This window comes from Burkholderia sp. BCC1998, assembly GCF_905339875.1.
GTDB lineage: Bacteria > Pseudomonadota > Gammaproteobacteria > Burkholderiales > Burkholderiaceae > Burkholderia.
The window spans coordinates 289,711-307,701 of sequence record NZ_CAJPHE010000003.1 but is presented as its reverse complement, the minus strand read 5'-3'; the positions used below and the strand labels follow the sequence as shown (position 1 = coordinate 307,701).

The window sequence follows — 17,991 nt, the reverse complement described above, 5'->3', positions numbered from 1 at the left end:
CGATGAGCGGATGGTAGAGCGCGTTCGACTTTTGATAAATGAACCATGCATGCTCAGTTACCACTCAGCTTGTTGGGTGGTAACTGAGCGCGATAAGTTACTTTTCAGGGGCATCAGCCCTGAACTGCGGGATCCATTTTTTGATGATCGTAGCGGTGCTAGTGAGATTGCCACGCCCCTCTTCTTCGCCGAACTTTTCCAGCATATCGCGAGCGAACGTATCTTGGTTCTTGTATAGATTTGGCTCCCTCTGCCACCTATCCCAATATTCTCTGACCTTCTTCTTGTCCGACTGCTTCGGGTCTTTCAGGAGCCGTGCTTTTGCTGCCTCGAGGCCTTTCCTACTGCGTACCATCTTCTCAATTTCCGCCGGATCCTTTGCCGAGGCAGCGCCGATCTGCATTAGCGCCTGACACAGATAATTCATCGCCGACGAGAAGCGGCGTCTCTTCACACAGTCCTTGGACGCCTCAATATTCACCCGAGCAAGAAGGTAGCAATACCCCCTTTTCACTTGCCATTCGCTGAGCTCGACGATCTCGGTCTGCTCCAGTATTCGAAGACGGTCTTCTTCAGGAAGGTTTGCCGGAAAAGTCTCTAACCTCCCGGTGATAAAATCAGGTACATATGCGTTATTGAACGATACCGAGCTTCGGTCAGAGCCGTCGATTGCGGTTTTTTCGATAACTAACTCGAACGTGTTGCACCGAGCCTTCCCTTCCACGACTTTATAGAATTTTTCCACTTCGTCGTGGTTCAGGGAGTCCATCACCGTTTGCAAATCACCTTCGGCTTTCACGATGGATTTGACAAGGGCAGTCCACTCTTTCGATCGGTAGGTTGCTCGAAGCGTGATTTTCCCGAAGTCCTTTGTTTCCGATGTCTTCATATGCGCCCTCGCGCACCCCTAAGAGAGGAACCGCGCCAACAGGGTAAGGGTGCCCTGCTTTCGCCCCGTCGGGCTAGGCGCGGTTGTAACAATTGTCAGAACTGCCCAGCACTCCGAGAAAGGGAGACCCGTAGCTCGTCGAATTTCACTCGGGCCGCCACTCTCTCATCGTCCAGAAATTGCGCAACGTCGCGAATATCCGCTACCCACTTATTCGCACGCTTCTGCATAGGAATCGGGAACCGTCCGGCGCATATCTCATTGTATGCAGTCTGCTTCGCATAGCCGATCGCCTCGCAGACTTCGTCCAGCGAGAGTACCAATTTGCAGTCGAACTGACCCATAAGTAAAAACAGCGATTTCATCGAGTCCTCCTTGGCCTCGCACCGCGGTCATCACAGACCGCAAAGACGAATCAGCATCATTCGTATGCCGGGAATATCTCCTTCGCCGCTCTGGACGCCCATTTGAGGTGATACGCAAGTTTATCGAGCGATGCCTTGATCTCCTCGTACGTCGGCTTGCTGGCCGCGCGGAAATCAATACCATCGATGACATCCGCCAACGGGGCACCCTGAATGGGTTTCTCACGGCGTCGGCCTTTCCGAAGTTGGCGCGTCGGCATGTGGATGATCTCAGCCATGCCCCACCTCCGTCGATGAATTGAGTTGAGCAAGACCTACAATCGCTTCCCGTTGGATGATCGCAGCCGCGTACGAGATACGCTCGAGCTTCGTCCGCACGTCAACTTCATCCACGCAAATCCTGAGGATCACCGCCGCGGCGGCTTCGATGGTCACGATGTCAGTCATGGCGCTCCTCCCGAGTACCTTGCGCCTCGGCCCGGCCCGTGTACCCCGCGTCTTCGACGAAGTCATATATAAAATCGCTCAGGCATTCGACTGCGCCAGCCAAGTTTTGCTTTGTCCAGTTGTCCAAGCTGGCGATCTCTATCCCGTCATCGTCATCGCTGATCGAGTTGTGAAGAATGCGACCGATCGCGGCGATAGCCCGGGACGCACGTGCTATCTCGTTTATTGCGCCGGTCCTTACCCGAATGAACTCCGGTTCGTCGACAGCGACCCAGCGATCTGCAGTCAGAGATGGACGCTTATCCATGACGCGCCTCCATGCGGACGAGCATAGCGATAGCAACGAGCGCGGCGCCGGTGATGTCCAGCGATTCCTGATAGGTATGTGCGAGGGCTGCATTACGCAGTGCATCTCGCGTGATCTGGTCGATAAGGGTTTGGGTGCTCTGAGGGCGAGCAGATGCATTGGAAGACATGATGGCTCCTTCGTTTAAGGAACCTGCCCTGTCCGTCGCCAAACGGAGTGGTGGGCAGGCATACAGCGAGGTTGGCGAACCGGAACGAAGGAACCGGCAGACCCGAAGGTCTCCCCACTGCAGCCCGCCCATAGAGGATGGATGCAATGATACAACGGACGAAAAAATACCGCCTAGGGCGGCGGTTTTGTCCGCCTTCGTCTCGGGTCGCCAAACCCGATCGCTGTTGTTTCAGCGATGTAACCAGAGTAGCCCCGAGAAAACCCTCGGTCAAGGGGAATTTTGTAAACTGTTCGCCACGGTGAGAACATATGGTCAACAGACTGGGAGATGCTAATGCCGACGCAAGAAACCAAGAGCGACTTGTTCCTCACGGCCGAGGAGGTCGGTGAACTGACTGGCGTTCTGACCGGGCGCCGAGGCAAATCGCGAGAAGCGTTGCAAGTCGAATGGCTTCGGACGTCGGGGATCCCCTTCTGGGTGAACGCGCGCGGCCGCCCAATCATTGCACGCGTGAGAATCACGGGAGAGAAGAAGATAGAAACGCCTCCGAAGCCGAAATCGCATCCTAAGGCCCTCAATCCCGACGGGACATTGAAGTTGAATCCGGACGGCACTCTGAAGACGGACTGAACGTGAACACCGCCTTCATTCTCATGGCACTGTACGGTTCCCACGCAGCCATCCCAATTGATGAGGTCTGCTGAGATAATTTGATCTAGAGAATGATTAGCGGCGCCTGACGTGGATCTGTATCGCCGACGCCGCATAGGCTATGCTGACAAGCGCATGTGGCCCGTCACGAAGCGCTCCCGCGCTCGATCAACGCCTTGATGCTGTCGGCAGTGATCCCGCTTGCCCGTCGACCAAGCTTGATGAGTTTCAGGTCGCCTCGAGCGGCCATTCGGTAGATTGTTGCCCGAGACAGACCGAGTTTCTCCATTGCGATATGGATGCGATATACAAGGGGTTCGCCATGCATGAAATACTCTCCATCGGAAGTTGTCGCATTGGCGGCTGCGACATGCCCGCCGCAATCGAATTGACTGGCAGCACAGCAACTTTACCGGGCCTCAATCTATGAACACTGTCTTCTTGCTGATGGCGCAGTATGGGGCGCGCGCGATTATCCCGATCGAGGATGTATGCCGAGACTATTTCGCGCCGCTCACGTTACCCAACCTCATGCGAAAGATCTCCGCCGGAGACATCGCTCTCCCGCTCGTGCGCATGGACAAATCACAGAAGACTGCCAAAGGCGTCTACATCATGGACCTCGCACTCTACATCGACAAGCAGCGCGCTGTCGCTGTGAAGGAGTACGAGACGTTTCACGGAAGGAAGTGGGTCCCCGATTAGCTACCAAAGCCCTTAAAGTACGTGAACCGAGCACCGAGCCAAAATAGTGGCTCGGTGCTCCAATGATACTCAATTCCCCGCGACAGTCTTGGTGCCCCCGGTTGTGGCAACAGCGGGGGATTGCGGCTTATCGGGCTGCTTACCGGGTTGCACTTGCCCCTCTGTTAGCCGGTGGCTGTCGGCCTGCGCTTGTGCCTGCTTCGTGCCCAATTTTACGGCATTGTCGATCGAGTACTTGATCAGGTCGATCAAATCTTCCCGCTTCAGCACTGTCCCTTCAACCTTGTGATTAAGCTGATTCATCGCGATGATGCAGATGTTGGATAGTGCCGTGTCCAGAAACGTTACCGCGTTATCCTTATCATTTAGCAGTTTGACATTTTCCAATACTCGGTTCACCGCATTGATGTCTCCACTCTCACCTAGCAGCTTCGGGAGCGTTGCGGACAAACCTGTCTCTCGATCCTGGCTCTTGAAGGCCGCGGCAGCTTCAAAGCATCCCTGTCCATGCCCATCGAACAGCGCAACATTGTTATTCGCATTCCAGGCAACGATTGTCGTATTGCGATCACCGGTATCTTTCCCACCTCCGTCAGTAGTAACAAACCCTCGATCCGTTACCATAAGACCGGAAACGAGCGGGCGATCCGATGTACATGCTGTGAGTGCCAGCACTACCCCTGATAAAGCGATTGCGGTGCGGTTCATTTTTTTGTCCTTTTTCGTTTTTGACTCGTGGATCCCCATACAGCAAGGACGCCTGGTAATCCTTCCCGGGCCTATCAAGCTTATACGCGGATCAAGACATCGCAACCTTGGAGATCTAGTGCTTTCCCGACAACTCATAGTGCCGTTGCCCATTACGAGCCCGCACAAATAGACCGCGCCCCAGCAGTATCTATGTTCGACGGCGACTGGCAAATACGAGCGCAATCGCGACGTCCGCGTCATGAGGCAGTCTTGTCGGGTAAAATATTTTGATATGGCTCGGCTGCCATTTCGCCCGCCGGATACAGTTGCAGCATCGCACGCGCCGCCTCAACGTTCGACGTCGTCAACCACTCCTCCCAGTCGTCCGCCCGCAAGATCACGACCGACCGTTTTTCCTCTCCCGGCCGGTGCATGTGCTTCATGATCGGGTGCTCGTCGGCGTTGACCGTGATCATCGCCATCGTGTGCCTCTCGGTGCCGTCCGGATACTGCAGCGTGCGCCAGATGCCGGCGACGCACAAGGGCCGCCAGCCGGTGAGACCGATCCTGTAGCGCACGTGCTTGCCGGTCTCCCAATTCGGTTCGTAGATCCATTTGGCGGGGATGAGGCATCGCTTGCCGGCGCGCCATGAGGGTCCATACAAGGGGGACTTGCCCAGGTTGTCGTCGCGCACGTTCATCGTGCTGCGGATGATCGGCGGCTTGCGGCCCTGCTCCTTCGCCTTCTCGACGTTCGCCTTCTGTAGCGCTCGCGGCCAGAATCCGAAGCCGGCAATCAATGGTGTGAACTGTCCATCGATGCTCGCGACGATAGGCGCGTCATAGTCCTGATAGATCTCCTGCTTCCAGGGCGTCCAGCGGTACAGGTCGACGAAGCTGTCGATCCGGAGCTCGCTGAGGCCGGGATCCTCGCCCGGGGCCACGTAGTTCGTGCACATCGCCCGTCTCCCCCAATTTTGGTCTTGACCGCAGTAGCTTATCTCGAAATATACTGTGTTTTTATACAGTATTTCAACCGTGATCAAGCCACAGTGGGCCTACATTTGGGAGTACGGATTCCAGGGCGACAAGAACCGCCTGAGGACCCCGATCGAGCTCACGAAACGTGAATTTGAGTTTTGGCTCGACAAGGATCCAAGGTCGAGTGCCCTAGTCACATCCATGCCAATCGAAGCGACCAGGATCGACCGCAACCGCGTCCCGCTCACAGATCCGCGGTTCAAGCTGCGGCCGGCGGTGCCGGAATTTGACGCGCCGACCGAGGACGAACTGCGCGCGCTATGGCGCCAGTACACCGACCTTCAAGTCCGATGGTTGATTCTCGAGATCCGCGCCCTTCGAAAATCGCTCGAGCGCGTCGAGGAGTGGTACACGTATACCGACAAGAACGTCGCCAACAAGGGCGATCTAGCCGGCGCACAGGGGCAGTTGCATCGACTGATGCACCTGCTGCGCGAGGAGATGCAGCGCGCGGGGATGCGTTAATCGGAGCATGCCCTGCTGATGTGAAAAGCCCCGCTCGTGGCGGGGCTGAAACTTTAACAGTGCACATTAAGGCTATCGGCTCAACTTGCGCGGGCCAACTCCTTCAGCTCTTCGAGTGTCGGCGGCCGATCACCGTCAGGATGACAGTACACAAACTGATTAAAGGCTGATCCGAACCCCTCTCTAAAATACTTTTTAATGCGCTTCTTAAATCCGCTTACCCCTTGCCCATCAGCCGACCGAATGTTCATATGGCAGGGGTCATCGTTTCCTTCCGATTTTTCGAATGCTGCCACAGTACGCTCCGGCAGTTCCGTAAATCGCCAGTAGATCGCTGGATCAGAGGATTGAAGGGCGTAGAACCGACGGATATGATCGCAGATTCCTCCAGACGCTTGCTCTGCGCAGTTTGCGCAAAATACAGACGTTCCGCCGTCATTCGATGGCTCGAAAGCCATTCCATTCCAGCATCCTTCGAGTTCGTCGAAATGCTTAGGGTGTAGGGCGCGGACGTACATATTTTTTTAGCGTGCGTTACTAATTTGTCGATAGCCTGCGATACCGACATCCCCTCTTCGAACTCAATCTCATCGTCCGCAACGTCGTAACTAAACGTCACTTGATACCGTGCGTCGACCTCGGTCTCAATAAGATTGTCGCCATGTCGGAAGCTAACAAGGACGGATCCCTCACTACCAGGAAACGCATTCGCTCGCCAAAGGCCATTCCTTACCCCGGCCTTCACCAGGTTAAGAGCACCAACCAACGCCATGCTGGCCGGTGCACGACCTCGACCGAAATGCCAACCATCTGGCAACCTAGCGAACGAAATAATCTTGTCCTCAACGTAGCGGAGGCGCTCTAATCGCTCCGCCAAGGCCGTCTCAGACACTGTCGGCGCGCTGTGCTCAAAAAAATAGAGATTCATTTTGAGCTCGGATTTGTAGCAGTCCCAGAGACTTGTAGGCGTTCGCTCAGCTCATCTGATGATGGCAGGGACATCCCCACCGCCTTTTCAAACTGGTCGATCCCTTCTCGTAGCTTTATCGCCAAGCTGCGCAGCGTCTCATGCGACAAACTGACACGCCCGACCACACTATCATTTAGATTCAGGAATATGGTCGCATCGCTGGGCGAATATGCAATGCCAAATCCGTTGCAATAAAGATGCGGCACACCCGCCGACGACAGCCTCCGCAAGAACTCGTCTGGAGGCGGGGTACCGGGCTGCATCGGAGCGTTGGTGACGTCGGACATGGTTGTGATGACCTTGTAATTTTACAAATGATGATAACTCTAGCGAGGGTAGATTAGCACACTGGATAACCCTGCGTTGGTCGGCTAGACGACACTGCCTCAGTCTCGCCCATCCAATTGTCCAGACAAGTAATCTCCCCACCACTGCATCATCTTCCGGCGCTCGGGCAGGTACTCGGCGTGGTTGTAAGCCGCTCGAACGCCGTCGCGCTCACTATGCGCCAGCTGGCGCTCGATCCAGTCCCGGTTGAAGCTATGTTCATTGAGGATAGTCGACGCAAGGCCGCGGAAGCCGTGCCCCGTCATCCGCGAGTGGTAGCCCATCCGGTAGAGCGCGTACAGGATCGTGTTCTCGCTCATCGGCTTCTTCGAGCTCGAACGGCTGGGGAACACGAACTGGCTTTGGCCGTTCAGTTCGCGCAGCTTCGCGATCACCTCGAGCGCCTGCTTTGACAGTGGCACGATGTGTGGCGAGCGCATCTTCATCTTCTCGGGAGGGATGCGCCACTCCTTTTTCTTCTCGTCGATCTCTGTCCACTCAGCGAACCGGAGTTCGCTCGTACGCACGAACGTCAGCGCCATGAACTGCAGCGCCAGGCGGGTCCGGTAGTCGCCGTCGTACGCGCTGATCTTCTGCATGAGCTCCGGCAGCTCGGCCTCGCTCACACGCTTCATGTGCACGACGGCACGGGTCTTCAGTGCGCCGCGGAGATCCGGGGCTGGGTCGCGCTCCGCCCGGCCGGTGGCAATCGCATACCGGAAGATCTGACTCGTTGCCTGGATCGCCTTGTGCGCGAGTTCGATCGCGTCGCGCGACTCGATCTTTCGAATCACAGCGAGCAACTCGGGCGCCGTGATCTCGGCGATCGGTCGCGCGCCCAGCACCGGAAACAGCTCTCGCTCGAGCAGCTTCATGATGCGATCCGAGTGCCGAACGCTCCAGGCGCCCTTCTTCTGCTCATGCCACTCCCGCGCGATCGGCTCGAACGAGTTCGCTCGGTCAAGGCTGCGCTGCGCCTTCACGCGTTTCTTTTCATGCGATGGATCGAGGCCGCCGCGCAACTGGTCTTTAATCTCGTCACGGGCCTTCCGAGCGGACAGCAAGGTCACCGCCGGATAGACCCCGAGGGCCATCCGTTTCTCCTTGCCGTCGATGCGATACTTCAACCGCCAGTACTTCGAGCCGTTCGGCATGACCTCGAGGTACATGCCTTGGCCGTCGGCGAGCTTGTAGGACTTTTCGCGGGGCTTGGCCGCACGGACAGCGACATCGGTAAGGGGCATTTGAGCACGGGGGCATTTCGATGCCCCTGATCGGAGAAAACTGCCCCCTACGATGCCCCCGGGTTCCGTGGGTGTCAATGGGAAACGCTGGGCAACGCTGGCAACAAAAAGCCCCGTAAGTGCTTGACTGACGGGGCTTTTTGGCCAAACATGGGATTGCTTGGGAGTATATGTGGTGCGTGAGGCCGGACTCGAACCGGCACACCCTTGCGGGCGTCAGGACCTAAACCTGGTGCGTCTACCAATTTCGCCACTCACGCGCATTCCTGTCGCCTGACCGCGCGGCACGCAAGAAGCGTGCTCCACGCGCCCGGGCGTCATGCCGGCCCGAAAACCCGAAAACCGGCACGCCCGATCAGGCGAGCGCGAGATTCTACCCGATCTGCGCAGCATTGTCTCGCCCCGCCGGCGCCCGTCGGACAGCGGTGCTAGAATGCCGCGCTCGACGTGCCGGCCACGCGCCGGCACGCGTCCCCCGAACCCGCCTCCGCCACGACCCCACCCGTGAACTTCGACGACTACTGTCAGCAAAAGGCCGCCCCCGCGGGCTCCAGCGTCTACTACGCGCTGCGCCAGGCGCCGCTCGCCGCCGCACCGCGCCTGACGGCCCTGTTCGCGCTGCGCCGCGAACTCGAGGAAACCGTCAAGGAAACCAGCGATCCGACCGTCGGACACACGAAACTCGCGTGGTGGCACAAGGAACTCGCGGCGCTCGCCGCCGGCGAACCGTCGCACCCGGTCACGAAGGCGCTCGCGCAGCACCACCCGGCGATCGGCGCAGAAACCGACGCGCTGCGCACGCTCGTCAACGGTTACGGGATGGATCTGGAACAGGCGCGTTACCTGGATTTCGCGAACCTGCAGCGCTACATCACGCAGGTCGGCGGCACCTTCGCGTCGCTGGTCGCGCGCGCAAGCGCCGCGAATCCGGCCGAACCGCAACCGTGGGCCGCGCAGGCCGGCCACGCGCTGATGCTCGCGCAATTCGTGCAGGAACTCGGCAACGATGCGCGCCACGGCCGCATCTATCTGCCGATCGACGAACTGCAACGCTACAACGTGACCGCCGCCGACCTGCTGAATCGCCGCTACAGCCCGGCCTTCAGCGAGCTGCTGCAGTTTCAGACGGCCCGCGCGCGCGAAGCGCTCACCGCCGCCGACGCGGCGATCCCCGCGTCCGAACGCCGCGCGCAACGCACGCTGCGTGCGCAGATCGCACTGGCCGGCGCGCTGCTCGACGAAATCGAGCGCGACGGCTACCAGGTGCTGCACCAGCGTATCGCGCTGACGCCGATCCGCAAGCTGTGGATCGCGTGGCGCGCCGCACGCCGCCGCTGATCCGCCCCGTCACGCACGACCGCCTCACACCTTCAGCAGCGGCAGCGTCTCGAAGCGCTGCTGCAGCACGTGCGTCGCATCGAGCCCCCACCACGGCCCGAGCACGGTCGCATAGAGCTGGCGGAAATCGACCGCGACCGGCAGGTTGCCGTTGCCGTCGAGATGCCCGAGTGCCGGCGTCGCGCCGTACAGCCCGCCGGCCACGCGGCCGCCCATCACGAAATGCGGCGCGGCGGTACCGTGATCGGTGCCGTTGCTCTGGTTCTCGCGCACGCGCCGCCCGAATTCCGCATACGTCATCACGAGCGTCTGGTTCCAGCGCCCGAGCTCGACCAGCGCGCCGCGCATCGCACTCATCCCTTCCGCGAGCTGCCTGAGCAACGCCGCCTGCTGCCCCGGCTGGTTCTGGTGCGTATCGAAACCGTTGAGCGTGAGCCGCAGCACCGCGACGCCGTCCTGCGCGCCGGGTCCCGACGCCTCGCATGCCGCGAGCACCTGCATCGCGGTCTTCACCGAGGTCCCGAACGTACCGGCCGGAAAGGCCGTCCTGAACTCGCGCATCCCGCCGCGCGGGCGCAGCCGGTCGGCCGCCTTCACGATGTCGTTCTCGACCTCGATGATGTGCGCGAGCGCCGGGTTCCGTTCGCGCAGCGACGACGGTTCGGCCAACCGCGCCGCGCGGATGAACTGCGCGGGATTGACGAGCGCGATCGCGCGCGCGCCGTTCGCGAGCGGTCCCATCTCCGCACTGCCGAGCACGACGCCGTCCGCCGCGAAGCCGGGCGGCACCGGCGCCTGCGCGAACGTGCGCGTGAGCCAGCCTTCGTGCAGGTACTGGTCCGAGCGCGACGCGGTGTCCCAGATCTCGATCGAGCGGAAATGCGACAGGTTCGGCTGCGGATAACCGACGCCCTGCACGATCGCGACCTGTCCGTCGCGCCACAGCGGCATCAACGGCGCGAGCGACGGGTGCAGCCCCGTCTGCGCGTCGAGCTGCAGCACCTGGTCGCGCTTGATGCCGATGCTGCGGCGGAACTGGTAGTAAAGCGGATCCGCATACGGCACCACCGTGTTGAGGCCGTCGTTGCCGCCCTTCAGCTCGACGAGGATCAGCACGTTCGCGTAACCGGCCGCCGGCTGGCGCCCGGCCGCGACCATCGATGCCGCCTGCGCGGGCGGCTGCCACAACGACACGCCCGCCGCGGCCGCGGCGCCGGTCAGCGTCAGAAAATCACGTCGGTTCATCGTGCATCCTTCGGCTCGCCGTGCGGTATGGCCACCGCGGCAGCGTGCCTGTTCGTCGTCGTTTCGGTCGTTTCAGTCATTTCAGTTGATAGGCAGGATCCATCAGCAGCGCCTCGAGATACGCGCTGCCGGTCGAGTCCGTATCGATCGCCGCGACCGGCGACACCGGCAACACCGCATGCTGCAGCTGCAGCTCGGTCGACAATCCCGCAATCGCCTGCGGCCGCGCACGATACTGCGCGAGCCAGCGTTCGAGGTCGAATCGCAGGCCGCCGCGCGCGGGTTTGACCGGCGCGCCGCGCATGCCGGCAACCGACGCAGCGTCCGCAACCGGTATCGCTTGCCCCCGCGCATTCGGCGACGGCGGCGCCATCGCATGCGCGGGCGAGCGCATGCCGGCCGTCTCGGTCGCGCGGAACAACTGCTCGACGAACTGCTTGCGCGCCAGCAGCGTGGTGCTGTTGATCCACATCGCGCCGCCCGGCCAGCCCTTCACGTTCGGCGGATAGAACAGGTTCTGCCCGAGCGTGCGCACGGTATTCGCGAGCATCTGCGGATCGCCGTACGCGACGTCGAACAGCCGCACCGACCCGACGACGAACTCGGCCGGCGACTTCACGAGCACGCCGCGATTGCGCGGATCCCAGAATGCGTCGGTCGACCAGAGCGCGGCGAGCGCCGCGCGTATGTCGTAGCCGCTGGCGCGAAACCGCTCGGCCACGACATCGAGCGCGCCGGCGTCGGGCGTATCGGACACGAACTCGCGCCACAGCTTGCCGGCGATGAAGCTTGCCGTGTCAGGCCGCTTCAGCAGGATGTCGAGAAACCCGTCGCCGTCGAACGCACCGGTCTCGCCGAGGATCGTCTTGTCGCCCGCGTCGTGCCATTCGGGCCGCACCACGAAGCGCAGCGTATCGGGATCGACGCTCCAGCCGGTCATCGCGCGCGCGGCTTCGGTCACGTCGCGCTGCGAGTAATGCCCTTCGCCGAGCGTGAACAGCTCCATTACCTCGCGCGCGAAATTCTCGTTCGGGCGGCCCTTGCGGTTGCTCGCGCCGTCGAGATACTGAAGCATCGCCGGATCCTTCGCGACCGCATGCAGCAGCGTGCCGAAGTTGCCGAGCGCCTCGCGGCGAAACAGCGCATTCTGCGCGGCCATCGTCTGCGGATACGGGACCTTGTCCTGCCCGGACGTGAAGTGCCCGTGCCAGAACAGCGTCATGCGCTCGGTGAGCGGCGACGGCGTGACGATCATCTCGTTGACCCACGCGGCGCGCAGCGCATCGTAGCGGACATTGCGCTCGCGCTGCTCGTCGCGGCGCATGTCGGGCGTCAGCGCCTGACGCTGCGCGCGCGTCGGCGGCAGCTCGGCGATCCAGTCGGGCCACGTCGTCACGGGCTCGCGCCGCACGCTGCCGAGCGTGTCGGCCACGACCTGCGCGCGCGTCATGCCGACGACGCGCGCGACGTCGGCGGGCGCGGGAGAGAAACCGGTGCGGCTGAGGAAAAACAGTGCGTCGTCGGCATCGAGCGGCGACTGCATGGCAGGCGACGGCGCCGGGGCGGCAGCGTTCGCTTTCATCGTCGTGGACTCCCGGAGCGCACCGGCGGTGCGGATGCGGGTTCAACGGCGGCACGCATCCGAAAGTTGACCGAAAAATTGCTACGGAATCTTTCCGCGCCGTGCGAACGCGCGTGCGTGTCAGCGCTTGTACAGCTCGCGAACGGCGTCCTCGATGTGCTGGCGCAGCAGGTGGCGCTCCTCGGGCGTCATGTGCCCGTCGCGACGGTGCTGATCGAGATCGGGAGGCACGGCGGAACGGACCGCCATGTCGGCGGCGCGGTCGGGCTGCGGCGCTTTGCCGCGCGGCAGCTTGCGCGACGAGGCGCCCTGCTCGGGGCGCTGCGCATACGCGAAGTTCGACGCATATGGACCGGCAAGTGCGATCGTCAGCATCAGTGCAATCCGGGCAGATCGCATGACCGTCCTCGCTTCTTTGGTCGATTTGTTCCCTTCGTCACGCGGCAACCGGTTACCTCTGGTACTTGAAAAACCCTGCGGAATTCGGGTGTACAAAGATGAAAGATGGAGTGCAGGGGAGTATCTACCGAATTTCAGCTTCGAGTAAAGGAATCTCTATAGCCTGCCTTTACTCCGCGCGACACTACGGGTAAATTTTGTAACGGACTGTAACGCGCGAAAATACGCGACCGTGCGTGATTTCCCATTCGCGATAAGATGCCGCTCATGGAAACGAAAAACCCCTCCAAGATTCTCGTCGTCGACGACGACCCGCGCCTGCGCGATCTGCTGCGCCGCTATCTCGGCGAGCAGGGTTTCAACGTGTACGTCGCGGAGAACGCGACCGCGATGAACAAGCTCTGGGTGCGCGAGCGCTTCGACCTGCTGGTGCTCGACCTGATGCTGCCGGGTGAAGACGGCCTGTCGATCTGCCGCCGCCTGCGCGGCAGCAACGACCGCACGCCGATCATCATGCTCACCGCGAAGGGCGAAGACGTCGACCGCATCGTCGGCCTCGAGATGGGCGCCGACGACTACCTGCCGAAACCGTTCAACCCGCGCGAACTCGTCGCGCGCATTCACGCGGTGCTGCGCCGCCAGGCGCCGGCCGAACTGCCGGGCGCACCGTCGGAAACCACCGAGGTGTTCGAGTTCGGCGAGTTCTCGCTGAACCTCGCGACGCGCACGCTGACGAAGTCGGGCCAGGAAATTCCGCTGACGACCGGCGAATTCTCGGTGCTGAAGGTATTCGCGCGCCACCCGCGCCAGCCGCTGTCGCGCGAAAAGCTGATGGAGCTCGCCCGCGGCCGTGAATACGAAGTGTTCGACCGCAGCCTCGACGTGCAGATCTCGCGTCTGCGCAAGCTGATCGAACCGGATCCGGGCAGCCCGCGTTTCATCCAGACCGTCTGGGGCCTCGGCTACGTGTTCATTCCGGACGGCGCCGCCTGATCTTTTCTCTTTCCGGTTTCGCCCGTCCACGGCCCGTCCCATGCGTATCGACCGGCGCCTCCTGCAGCTCGCGTTCGGCGGGCTGTTCTGGCGCACCTTCCTGCTGATCGCGCTGCTGATCTCGGTCAGTCTCGCTGCGTGGTTCCAGAGCTTTCGCGTGATCGAGCGCGAGCCGCGCGCGCAGCGCGTCGCGCTCCAGCTCGTCGCGATCGTGAAGCTCACGCGCACCGCCCTGCTCTATTCCGATCCCGATCTGCGGCGCGCGCTGCTGCAGGATCTCGAGAGCAACGAGGGCGTGCGCGTGTACCCGCGCGAAAAGACCGACAAGTTCAAGCTGCAGCCCGACGAATCGCTGAACCGCCTGATCGAACACGACATCCGCAGCCGGCTCGGCGACGATACCGTGATCGCGCAGTCGGTCAACGACATCCCCGGCGTGTGGATCAGCTTCAAGATCGACGACGACGATTACTGGGTCGCGCTCGACCGCGACCAGCTCGACAGCGTCACGGGTCTGCAGTGGGCCGGCTGGGGCCTGTTCGCGCTCGCGCTGTCGCTGTTCGGCTCGGCGTTCATCACGAGCCTCGTGAACCGGCCGTTCTCGCGGCTCGCGCTCGCCGCGCGGCAGATCGGCTCGGGCCAGACGCCCGAGCTGCTGCCCGAGCGCGGGATGGGCGTCGCGGCCGACACCAACCGCAGTTTCAACCAGATGGTGCGCGACCTCGAACAGCTCGAGGCCGACCGCGCGCTGATGCTCGCGGGCATCTCGCACGACCTGCGCACGCCGCTCGCGCGGCTGCGGCTCGAGACCGAGATGAGCCCGTCCGACCAGGCGACCAAGGACGCGATGGTCGACGACATCGAGCAGATGGATCGCATCATCGCGGCCTTCATCGACTACGCGCGTCCGACCCAGCGCAAGCCGGAGCCGGTCGACCTGTCGTCGATCGCGCACGAAGTCGCCGCGCGCGTGTCGGGCGAGGACGGCGTCGAGATCCGCACGCGGCTCGCGCCGACCGCCGTGATCGAAGCCGACGAAACCGACATGCGCCGCGTGATCGGCAACCTCGTCGAGAACGCGCGCAAATACGGCCAGAGCCGCGACGACGGCGTATCCCGCATCACGCTCGAGACGCGCGTGACGCACGCGCGTGTCGAGCTGTCGGTGAGCGACGAGGGCCCGGGCATCCCCGAGGATCAGCTGCCGCTCGTGATGCGACCGTTCTACCGCGTCGACACGGCGCGCACCAAGGCGGACGGCACGGGGCTCGGCATGGCGATCGTGCTGCGCCTCGTCGGCCGCTATCGCGGCGCGCTGCGCCTGCGCAACCGCAGCCCCGAAGCGGGCCTCGAAGTCACGCTCGAATTCCCCGGCGCCGGCAAGGCGCGTGCGACGGCGTGACGCGTTCGCGCACGCTTCTTGCGCGTCACACTATCGGCGCGGTTGAAAAAAACTATGGGAATCGTTAGTCAAAAACTATTGAAGCGACTTATTAATAGTGTTATAGTCGTACCCATGCTGTCACATCAACGTTGCAGCACCGAGGTAGCTTGACTCAGTCTTCTTCCCAACTCACACAGGAGTATCCGCATGAAAACCGTGGGCGATAAACTCGAAGCATTCACCGTCGTAGCCGCGAAGCCGGGCTTCAACAATCACGAGGAAAACGGCCAGTCGGCGTTCGAGACCGTCACCGAAGCGTCGTTCCCGGGCAAGTGGAAGATCATCTACTTCTATCCGAAGGATTTCACGTTCGTGTGCCCGACGGAAATCGTCGAGTTCGCGAAGCTGACGAAGCAGTTCGAAGAGCGCGACGCCGTCCTGCTCGGCGGCAGCTCGGACAACGAATTCGTGAAGCTCGCATGGCGCCGTGAGCACAAGGACCTCGACAAGCTGAACCACTACTCGTTCGGCGACGTCAAGGGCGAGCTGATCGACCAGCTCGGCGTGCGCGACAAGGAAGCCGGCGTGGCCCTGCGTGCAACGTTCATCGTCGATCCGGACAACACGATCCAGCACGTTTCGGTGAACAACCTGAACGTCGGCCGTAGCCCGGAAGAAGTCCTGCGCATTCTGGACGGCCTGCAAACGGACGAACTGTGCCCGTGCAACCGTGCAGTCGGCGGCGCAACGCTGTAAGCGCATCGATGCACGAAGCCCGCGGCGCACGTCCTGCCTGCGGGCTTTTTTAACGGCCAACCCATAGGAGATATCAATGGAATTCATCGATTCGATTAAGGCACGTATCCCCGACTACGCGAAGGACATTCGCCTGAACCTCGACGGCACGATCTCGCGCTCGTCGCTCGAAGGCACCGATGCAGTGGGCGTCGCGCTGGCGGCGGCGGTCGCGGCGAAGAGCACCGTGCTCGTGAAGACGATCCGCGAAGCCGGCGTGCTGTCGCCCGAAGAGACGAACGCCGTGCTGACGGCGGCCGCGCTGATGGGGATGAACAACACCTGGTATCCGTATGTCGAGATGGCCGACGATGCCGACCTGAAGACGCAGCGCGCCGAGCTGCGGATGGGCGCGTATGCGTCGCACGGCGGCGTCGACAAGCGCCGCTTCGAGATGTACGCGCTCGCCGCGTCGATCGTCGGCAAGTGCCACTTCTGCGTGAAGTCGCACTACGCGCTGCTGAAGAACGAGCAAGGCATGACGACGACGCAGCTGCGCGACGTCGGCCGCATCGCGTCGGTGATCAACGCCGCCGCGCAGGTGATCGCCGCCGAAGGCGAATAAGCGGCAGCGCGATACGGCGGCCAAGCGCGCCGGATCGCGCCGCAAAACGAAAATGCCACGCAAGCGCGTGGCATTTTTCATTCCGGCGGCGCAACCTGCGCGCCGCTTCGGACCGGCGTCAGGCGCTCACGCGCCCTGCTTCACCAGCAGCGCGGCGGCCTGCGCCTCGATGCCCTCGCCGCGGCCGAGGTAGCCGAGCTTCTCGTTGGTCTTCGCCTTCACGTTCACGCGCTCGAGCGGCAGGCCGAGATCGGCCGCGAGGTTCGCGCGCATCCCGTCGATGTGCGGTGCGAGCTTCGGCGCCTGCGCGATCACCGTGCTGTCGACGTTCTGGATCGTGAAGCCGGCCGCCTTCACGCGGGCGACGCATTCGCGCAGCAGCACGCGGCTGTCCGCGCCCTTGAACGCCGCGTCGGTGTCGGAGAAATGGCGGCCGATGTCGCCGAGCGCCGCCGCGCCGAACAGCGCGTCGGTGATCGCGTGCAGCAGCACGTCCGCGTCCGAGTGGCCGAGCAGGCCGCGCTCGTACGGAATCGTCACGCCGCCGATGATGAGGGGGCGCCCCGGGACGAGCTGGTGCACGTCGTAGCCTTGTCCGATTCTGAAGTCCATGCGTAATCCGGTTTGAGATGAGGTGAAAGTCAGGAAGCGTTCGCGGGGCGCGCGAGGATCGCTTCCGCGAGCGCGAAATCTTCCGGGTACGTGACCTTGAAGTTGCGCAGGCTGCCCTGCACGACGCGCGGCGTATGGCCGGCCCATTCGATCGCGCTGGCCTCGTCGGTCAGGTCGTGCCCTTCGCGCTGCGCGCGCAGGATCGCGTCGCGCAGCATGCCGATGCGGAACATCTGCGGCGTCTGCGCCTGCCACAGCGCGTCGCGCGACTCGGTGCGCGCGATCGCGTCGCCGCCGGCCGGCACGCGCTTGAGCGTATCGGCCACCGGCAGTGCGACGATGCCGCCGACCGGGTCGTCCTTCAGCGTCGCGACCAGCGTGCGGATCAGTTCGGGCGTGATGCCGGGGCGCGCGGCGTCGTGCACGAGCACCCAGTCCTGCTCGGTCGCGCCGAATTCGGCCAGCTCGAGCAGCCCGTTGAGCACCGACGCCTGCCGCGAGCCGCCGCCGCAGCGGCGCACCGCGAAGCGCAGGCCCGCGAAGCGGCGCGCATCGAAGTGCGTGTCGTCGGGCGCGAGGACGACGAGCGTCTGCGCGAATTCGCTGCACGCGTCGAACGCGGCGAGCGTGTAATGCAGGAGCGCGCGGCCGGCCAGCGTGCGGTATTGCTTCGGCACGGCCGAACCGGAACGGCTGCCCGTGCCGGCGCAAGGAATCAGGGCGAAAAGTCGGGGAGTCACGAAGGGGAAACGCCGGAAAGATGAAATCGAGAAGCGGATTTTATAATAGGTCTTTCGTCTCGACC

At 62.3% G+C, this 17,991-nt stretch carries 25 protein-coding genes and 1 tRNA gene; 8 read left to right on the top strand and 18 right to left on the bottom strand.

What is annotated here, in order from left to right:
* Nucleotides 1-97 precede the first annotated feature (97 nt).
* From U5A56_RS07610 to U5A56_RS07585, 6 genes are all read right to left on the bottom strand, one after another.
* A complete protein-coding gene (locus U5A56_RS07610; RefSeq protein ID WP_321921674.1) occupies nt 98-889 on the bottom strand; it encodes a hypothetical protein in 792 nt (263 codons plus the stop codon).
* 95 nt (nt 890-984) lie between these two features.
* Complete coding sequence (locus tag U5A56_RS07605) at nt 985-1,254, bottom strand: helix-turn-helix transcriptional regulator (RefSeq protein WP_321921672.1); 270 nt, start codon at nt 1,252-1,254, stop codon at nt 985-987.
* Nucleotides 1,255-1,310: 56 nt separating this feature from the next.
* Nucleotides 1,311-1,532, bottom strand: coding sequence for a hypothetical protein (locus tag U5A56_RS07600; protein ID WP_321921670.1), 222 nt, complete (start codon nt 1,530-1,532; stop codon nt 1,311-1,313).
* The gene (locus tag U5A56_RS07595; protein WP_185500379.1) at nt 1,525-1,701 is read right to left on the bottom strand and encodes a hypothetical protein; all 177 of its coding nucleotides are present in this window, start codon (nt 1,699-1,701) and stop codon (nt 1,525-1,527) included. The genes U5A56_RS07600 and U5A56_RS07595 overlap by 8 nt, the downstream gene beginning before the upstream one ends.
* The gene (locus U5A56_RS07590) at nt 1,694-2,008 is read right to left on the bottom strand and encodes a hypothetical protein (protein WP_321921667.1); all 315 of its coding nucleotides are present in this window, start codon (nt 2,006-2,008) and stop codon (nt 1,694-1,696) included. Before U5A56_RS07590 ends, U5A56_RS07595 begins: the two co-directional genes overlap by 8 nt.
* Complete coding sequence (locus tag U5A56_RS07585) at nt 2,001-2,177, bottom strand: hypothetical protein (protein ID WP_321921665.1); 177 nt, start codon at nt 2,175-2,177, stop codon at nt 2,001-2,003. The genes U5A56_RS07590 and U5A56_RS07585 overlap by 8 nt, the downstream gene beginning before the upstream one ends.
* Before the next feature lie 336 nt (nt 2,178-2,513).
* On the opposite strand from U5A56_RS07585, the gene U5A56_RS07580 reads away from it, so the two are divergent.
* Nucleotides 2,514-2,810 carry a DUF4224 domain-containing protein gene (locus U5A56_RS07580; protein WP_321921664.1) on the top strand — a complete coding sequence of 99 codons (297 nt, stop codon included), beginning with the start codon at nt 2,514-2,516 and terminating at the stop codon, nt 2,808-2,810.
* Nucleotides 2,811-2,976: 166 nt separating this feature from the next.
* Here the strand turns inward: U5A56_RS07580 and U5A56_RS07575 are convergent, their stop codons facing one another.
* Nucleotides 2,977-3,159 carry a helix-turn-helix transcriptional regulator gene (locus U5A56_RS07575; protein ID WP_321921662.1) on the bottom strand — a complete coding sequence of 61 codons (183 nt, stop codon included), beginning with the start codon at nt 3,157-3,159 and terminating at the stop codon, nt 2,977-2,979.
* 98 nt (nt 3,160-3,257) lie between these two features.
* On the opposite strand from U5A56_RS07575, the gene U5A56_RS07570 reads away from it, so the two are divergent.
* Entirely contained in the window at nt 3,258-3,536 is a 279-nt protein-coding gene (locus U5A56_RS07570) for a pyocin activator PrtN family protein (RefSeq protein WP_321921660.1), read from the top strand.
* A gap of 69 nt (nt 3,537-3,605) precedes the next feature.
* Here U5A56_RS07570 and U5A56_RS07565 read toward each other — a convergent pair whose 3' ends face one another.
* A complete protein-coding gene (locus U5A56_RS07565; RefSeq protein ID WP_321921658.1) occupies nt 3,606-4,244 on the bottom strand; it encodes a hypothetical protein in 639 nt (212 codons plus the stop codon).
* Nucleotides 4,245-4,483: 239 nt separating this feature from the next.
* The gene (locus U5A56_RS07560; RefSeq protein WP_321921656.1) at nt 4,484-5,185 is read right to left on the bottom strand and encodes an SOS response-associated peptidase family protein; all 702 of its coding nucleotides are present in this window, start codon (nt 5,183-5,185) and stop codon (nt 4,484-4,486) included.
* Between the two features lie 55 nt (nt 5,186-5,240).
* On the opposite strand from U5A56_RS07560, the gene U5A56_RS07555 reads away from it, so the two are divergent.
* The gene (locus U5A56_RS07555) at nt 5,241-5,732 is read left to right on the top strand and encodes a hypothetical protein (RefSeq protein ID WP_321921654.1); all 492 of its coding nucleotides are present in this window, start codon (nt 5,241-5,243) and stop codon (nt 5,730-5,732) included.
* Between the two features lie 247 nt (nt 5,733-5,979).
* Here U5A56_RS07555 and U5A56_RS07550 read toward each other — a convergent pair whose 3' ends face one another.
* From U5A56_RS07550 to U5A56_RS07535, 4 genes are all read right to left on the bottom strand, one after another.
* On the bottom strand, nt 5,980-6,660 hold the full coding sequence (locus tag U5A56_RS07550) for a hypothetical protein (protein WP_155774367.1): 681 nt from the start codon (nt 6,658-6,660) through the stop codon (nt 5,980-5,982).
* Entirely contained in the window at nt 6,657-6,989 is a 333-nt protein-coding gene (locus tag U5A56_RS07545) for a hypothetical protein (protein ID WP_321921650.1), read from the bottom strand. The genes U5A56_RS07550 and U5A56_RS07545 overlap by 4 nt, the downstream gene beginning before the upstream one ends.
* A gap of 99 nt (nt 6,990-7,088) precedes the next feature.
* Nucleotides 7,089-8,273 carry a tyrosine-type recombinase/integrase gene (locus tag U5A56_RS07540; RefSeq protein ID WP_321921648.1) on the bottom strand — a complete coding sequence of 395 codons (1,185 nt, stop codon included), beginning with the start codon at nt 8,271-8,273 and terminating at the stop codon, nt 7,089-7,091.
* A 173-nt stretch (nt 8,274-8,446) separates the two neighbouring features.
* Nucleotides 8,447-8,533, bottom strand: a tRNA-Leu gene (locus U5A56_RS07535).
* A 244-nt stretch (nt 8,534-8,777) separates the two neighbouring features.
* Between U5A56_RS07535 and hpnD the strand changes: the two genes are divergently transcribed.
* Complete coding sequence (hpnD, locus tag U5A56_RS07530; RefSeq protein WP_321921646.1) at nt 8,778-9,611, top strand: presqualene diphosphate synthase HpnD; 834 nt, start codon at nt 8,778-8,780, stop codon at nt 9,609-9,611.
* Nucleotides 9,612-9,635: 24 nt separating this feature from the next.
* Here hpnD and U5A56_RS07525 read toward each other — a convergent pair whose 3' ends face one another.
* The 3 genes from U5A56_RS07525 to U5A56_RS07515 all read right to left on the bottom strand — a co-directional run bounded on the left by U5A56_RS07525 (nt 9,636) and on the right by U5A56_RS07515 (nt 12,837).
* Nucleotides 9,636-10,856: a DUF1501 domain-containing protein gene (locus tag U5A56_RS07525; RefSeq protein WP_321921644.1), complete on the bottom strand. Its 1,221-nt coding sequence runs from the start codon at nt 10,854-10,856 to the stop codon at nt 9,636-9,638.
* Between the two features lie 76 nt (nt 10,857-10,932).
* Nucleotides 10,933-12,438 (bottom strand): DUF1800 domain-containing protein, encoded by a 1,506-nt coding sequence (locus U5A56_RS07520; RefSeq protein ID WP_321921642.1) that lies wholly within the window; start codon nt 12,436-12,438, stop codon nt 10,933-10,935.
* Between the two features lie 120 nt (nt 12,439-12,558).
* Nucleotides 12,559-12,837: a hypothetical protein gene (locus U5A56_RS07515; protein ID WP_124666474.1), complete on the bottom strand. Its 279-nt coding sequence runs from the start codon at nt 12,835-12,837 to the stop codon at nt 12,559-12,561.
* Between the two features lie 258 nt (nt 12,838-13,095).
* Between U5A56_RS07515 and ompR the strand changes: the two genes are divergently transcribed.
* The 4 genes from ompR to U5A56_RS07495 all read left to right on the top strand — a co-directional run bounded on the left by ompR (nt 13,096) and on the right by U5A56_RS07495 (nt 16,574).
* Nucleotides 13,096-13,830: a two-component system response regulator OmpR gene (gene ompR / locus U5A56_RS07510; RefSeq protein ID WP_004192636.1), complete on the top strand. Its 735-nt coding sequence runs from the start codon at nt 13,096-13,098 to the stop codon at nt 13,828-13,830.
* A 40-nt stretch (nt 13,831-13,870) separates the two neighbouring features.
* Nucleotides 13,871-15,232 carry an ATP-binding protein gene (locus tag U5A56_RS07505; protein WP_044843721.1) on the top strand — a complete coding sequence of 454 codons (1,362 nt, stop codon included), beginning with the start codon at nt 13,871-13,873 and terminating at the stop codon, nt 15,230-15,232.
* Nucleotides 15,233-15,421: 189 nt separating this feature from the next.
* The gene (locus tag U5A56_RS07500; RefSeq protein ID WP_006478563.1) at nt 15,422-15,970 is read left to right on the top strand and encodes a peroxiredoxin; all 549 of its coding nucleotides are present in this window, start codon (nt 15,422-15,424) and stop codon (nt 15,968-15,970) included.
* Between the two features lie 76 nt (nt 15,971-16,046).
* Nucleotides 16,047-16,574 carry a carboxymuconolactone decarboxylase family protein gene (locus tag U5A56_RS07495; RefSeq protein WP_044843722.1) on the top strand — a complete coding sequence of 176 codons (528 nt, stop codon included), beginning with the start codon at nt 16,047-16,049 and terminating at the stop codon, nt 16,572-16,574.
* 126 nt (nt 16,575-16,700) lie between these two features.
* Here U5A56_RS07495 and ispF read toward each other — a convergent pair whose 3' ends face one another.
* Complete coding sequence (ispF, locus tag U5A56_RS07490) at nt 16,701-17,186, bottom strand: 2-C-methyl-D-erythritol 2,4-cyclodiphosphate synthase (protein ID WP_044843723.1); 486 nt, start codon at nt 17,184-17,186, stop codon at nt 16,701-16,703.
* 29 nt (nt 17,187-17,215) lie between these two features.
* The gene (ispD, locus tag U5A56_RS07485) at nt 17,216-17,926 is read right to left on the bottom strand and encodes a 2-C-methyl-D-erythritol 4-phosphate cytidylyltransferase (RefSeq protein WP_044843724.1); all 711 of its coding nucleotides are present in this window, start codon (nt 17,924-17,926) and stop codon (nt 17,216-17,218) included.
* Nucleotides 17,927-17,991 lie beyond the last annotated feature (65 nt).

Excerpts from the sequence above, each read along its gene's own strand:
- U5A56_RS07610 (WP_321921674.1), bottom strand. The coding sequence starts at position 889 with ATGAAGACATCGGAAACAAAGGACTTCGGGAAAATCACGCTTCGAGCA.
- U5A56_RS07605 (WP_321921672.1), bottom strand. The coding sequence starts at position 1,254 with ATGAAATCGCTGTTTTTACTTATGGGTCAGTTCGACTGCAAATTGGTA.
- U5A56_RS07600 (WP_321921670.1), bottom strand. The coding sequence starts at position 1,532 with ATGGCTGAGATCATCCACATGCCGACGCGCCAACTTCGGAAAGGCCGA.
- U5A56_RS07595 (WP_185500379.1), bottom strand. The coding sequence starts at position 1,701 with ATGACTGACATCGTGACCATCGAAGCCGCCGCGGCGGTGATCCTCAGG.
- U5A56_RS07590 (WP_321921667.1), bottom strand. The coding sequence starts at position 2,008 with ATGGATAAGCGTCCATCTCTGACTGCAGATCGCTGGGTCGCTGTCGAC.
- U5A56_RS07585 (WP_321921665.1), bottom strand. The coding sequence starts at position 2,177 with ATGTCTTCCAATGCATCTGCTCGCCCTCAGAGCACCCAAACCCTTATC.
- U5A56_RS07580 (WP_321921664.1), top strand. The coding sequence starts at position 2,514 with ATGCCGACGCAAGAAACCAAGAGCGACTTGTTCCTCACGGCCGAGGAG.
- U5A56_RS07575 (WP_321921662.1), bottom strand. The coding sequence starts at position 3,159 with ATGCATGGCGAACCCCTTGTATATCGCATCCATATCGCAATGGAGAAA.
- U5A56_RS07570 (WP_321921660.1), top strand. The coding sequence starts at position 3,258 with ATGAACACTGTCTTCTTGCTGATGGCGCAGTATGGGGCGCGCGCGATT.
- U5A56_RS07565 (WP_321921658.1), bottom strand. The coding sequence starts at position 4,244 with ATGAACCGCACCGCAATCGCTTTATCAGGGGTAGTGCTGGCACTCACA.
- U5A56_RS07560 (WP_321921656.1), bottom strand. The coding sequence starts at position 5,185 with ATGTGCACGAACTACGTGGCCCCGGGCGAGGATCCCGGCCTCAGCGAG.
- U5A56_RS07550 (WP_155774367.1), bottom strand. The coding sequence starts at position 6,660 with ATGAATCTCTATTTTTTTGAGCACAGCGCGCCGACAGTGTCTGAGACG.
- U5A56_RS07545 (WP_321921650.1), bottom strand. The coding sequence starts at position 6,989 with ATGTCCGACGTCACCAACGCTCCGATGCAGCCCGGTACCCCGCCTCCA.
- U5A56_RS07540 (WP_321921648.1), bottom strand. The coding sequence starts at position 8,273 with ATGCCCCTTACCGATGTCGCTGTCCGTGCGGCCAAGCCCCGCGAAAAG.
- U5A56_RS07525 (WP_321921644.1), bottom strand. The coding sequence starts at position 10,856 with ATGAACCGACGTGATTTTCTGACGCTGACCGGCGCCGCGGCCGCGGCG.
- U5A56_RS07520 (WP_321921642.1), bottom strand. The coding sequence starts at position 12,438 with ATGAAAGCGAACGCTGCCGCCCCGGCGCCGTCGCCTGCCATGCAGTCG.
- U5A56_RS07515 (WP_124666474.1), bottom strand. The coding sequence starts at position 12,837 with ATGCGATCTGCCCGGATTGCACTGATGCTGACGATCGCACTTGCCGGT.
- ompR (WP_004192636.1), top strand. The coding sequence starts at position 13,096 with ATGCCGCTCATGGAAACGAAAAACCCCTCCAAGATTCTCGTCGTCGAC.
- U5A56_RS07505 (WP_044843721.1), top strand. The coding sequence starts at position 13,871 with ATGCGTATCGACCGGCGCCTCCTGCAGCTCGCGTTCGGCGGGCTGTTC.
- U5A56_RS07500 (WP_006478563.1), top strand. The coding sequence starts at position 15,422 with ATGAAAACCGTGGGCGATAAACTCGAAGCATTCACCGTCGTAGCCGCG.
- U5A56_RS07495 (WP_044843722.1), top strand. The coding sequence starts at position 16,047 with ATGGAATTCATCGATTCGATTAAGGCACGTATCCCCGACTACGCGAAG.
- ispF (WP_044843723.1), bottom strand. The coding sequence starts at position 17,186 with ATGGACTTCAGAATCGGACAAGGCTACGACGTGCACCAGCTCGTCCCG.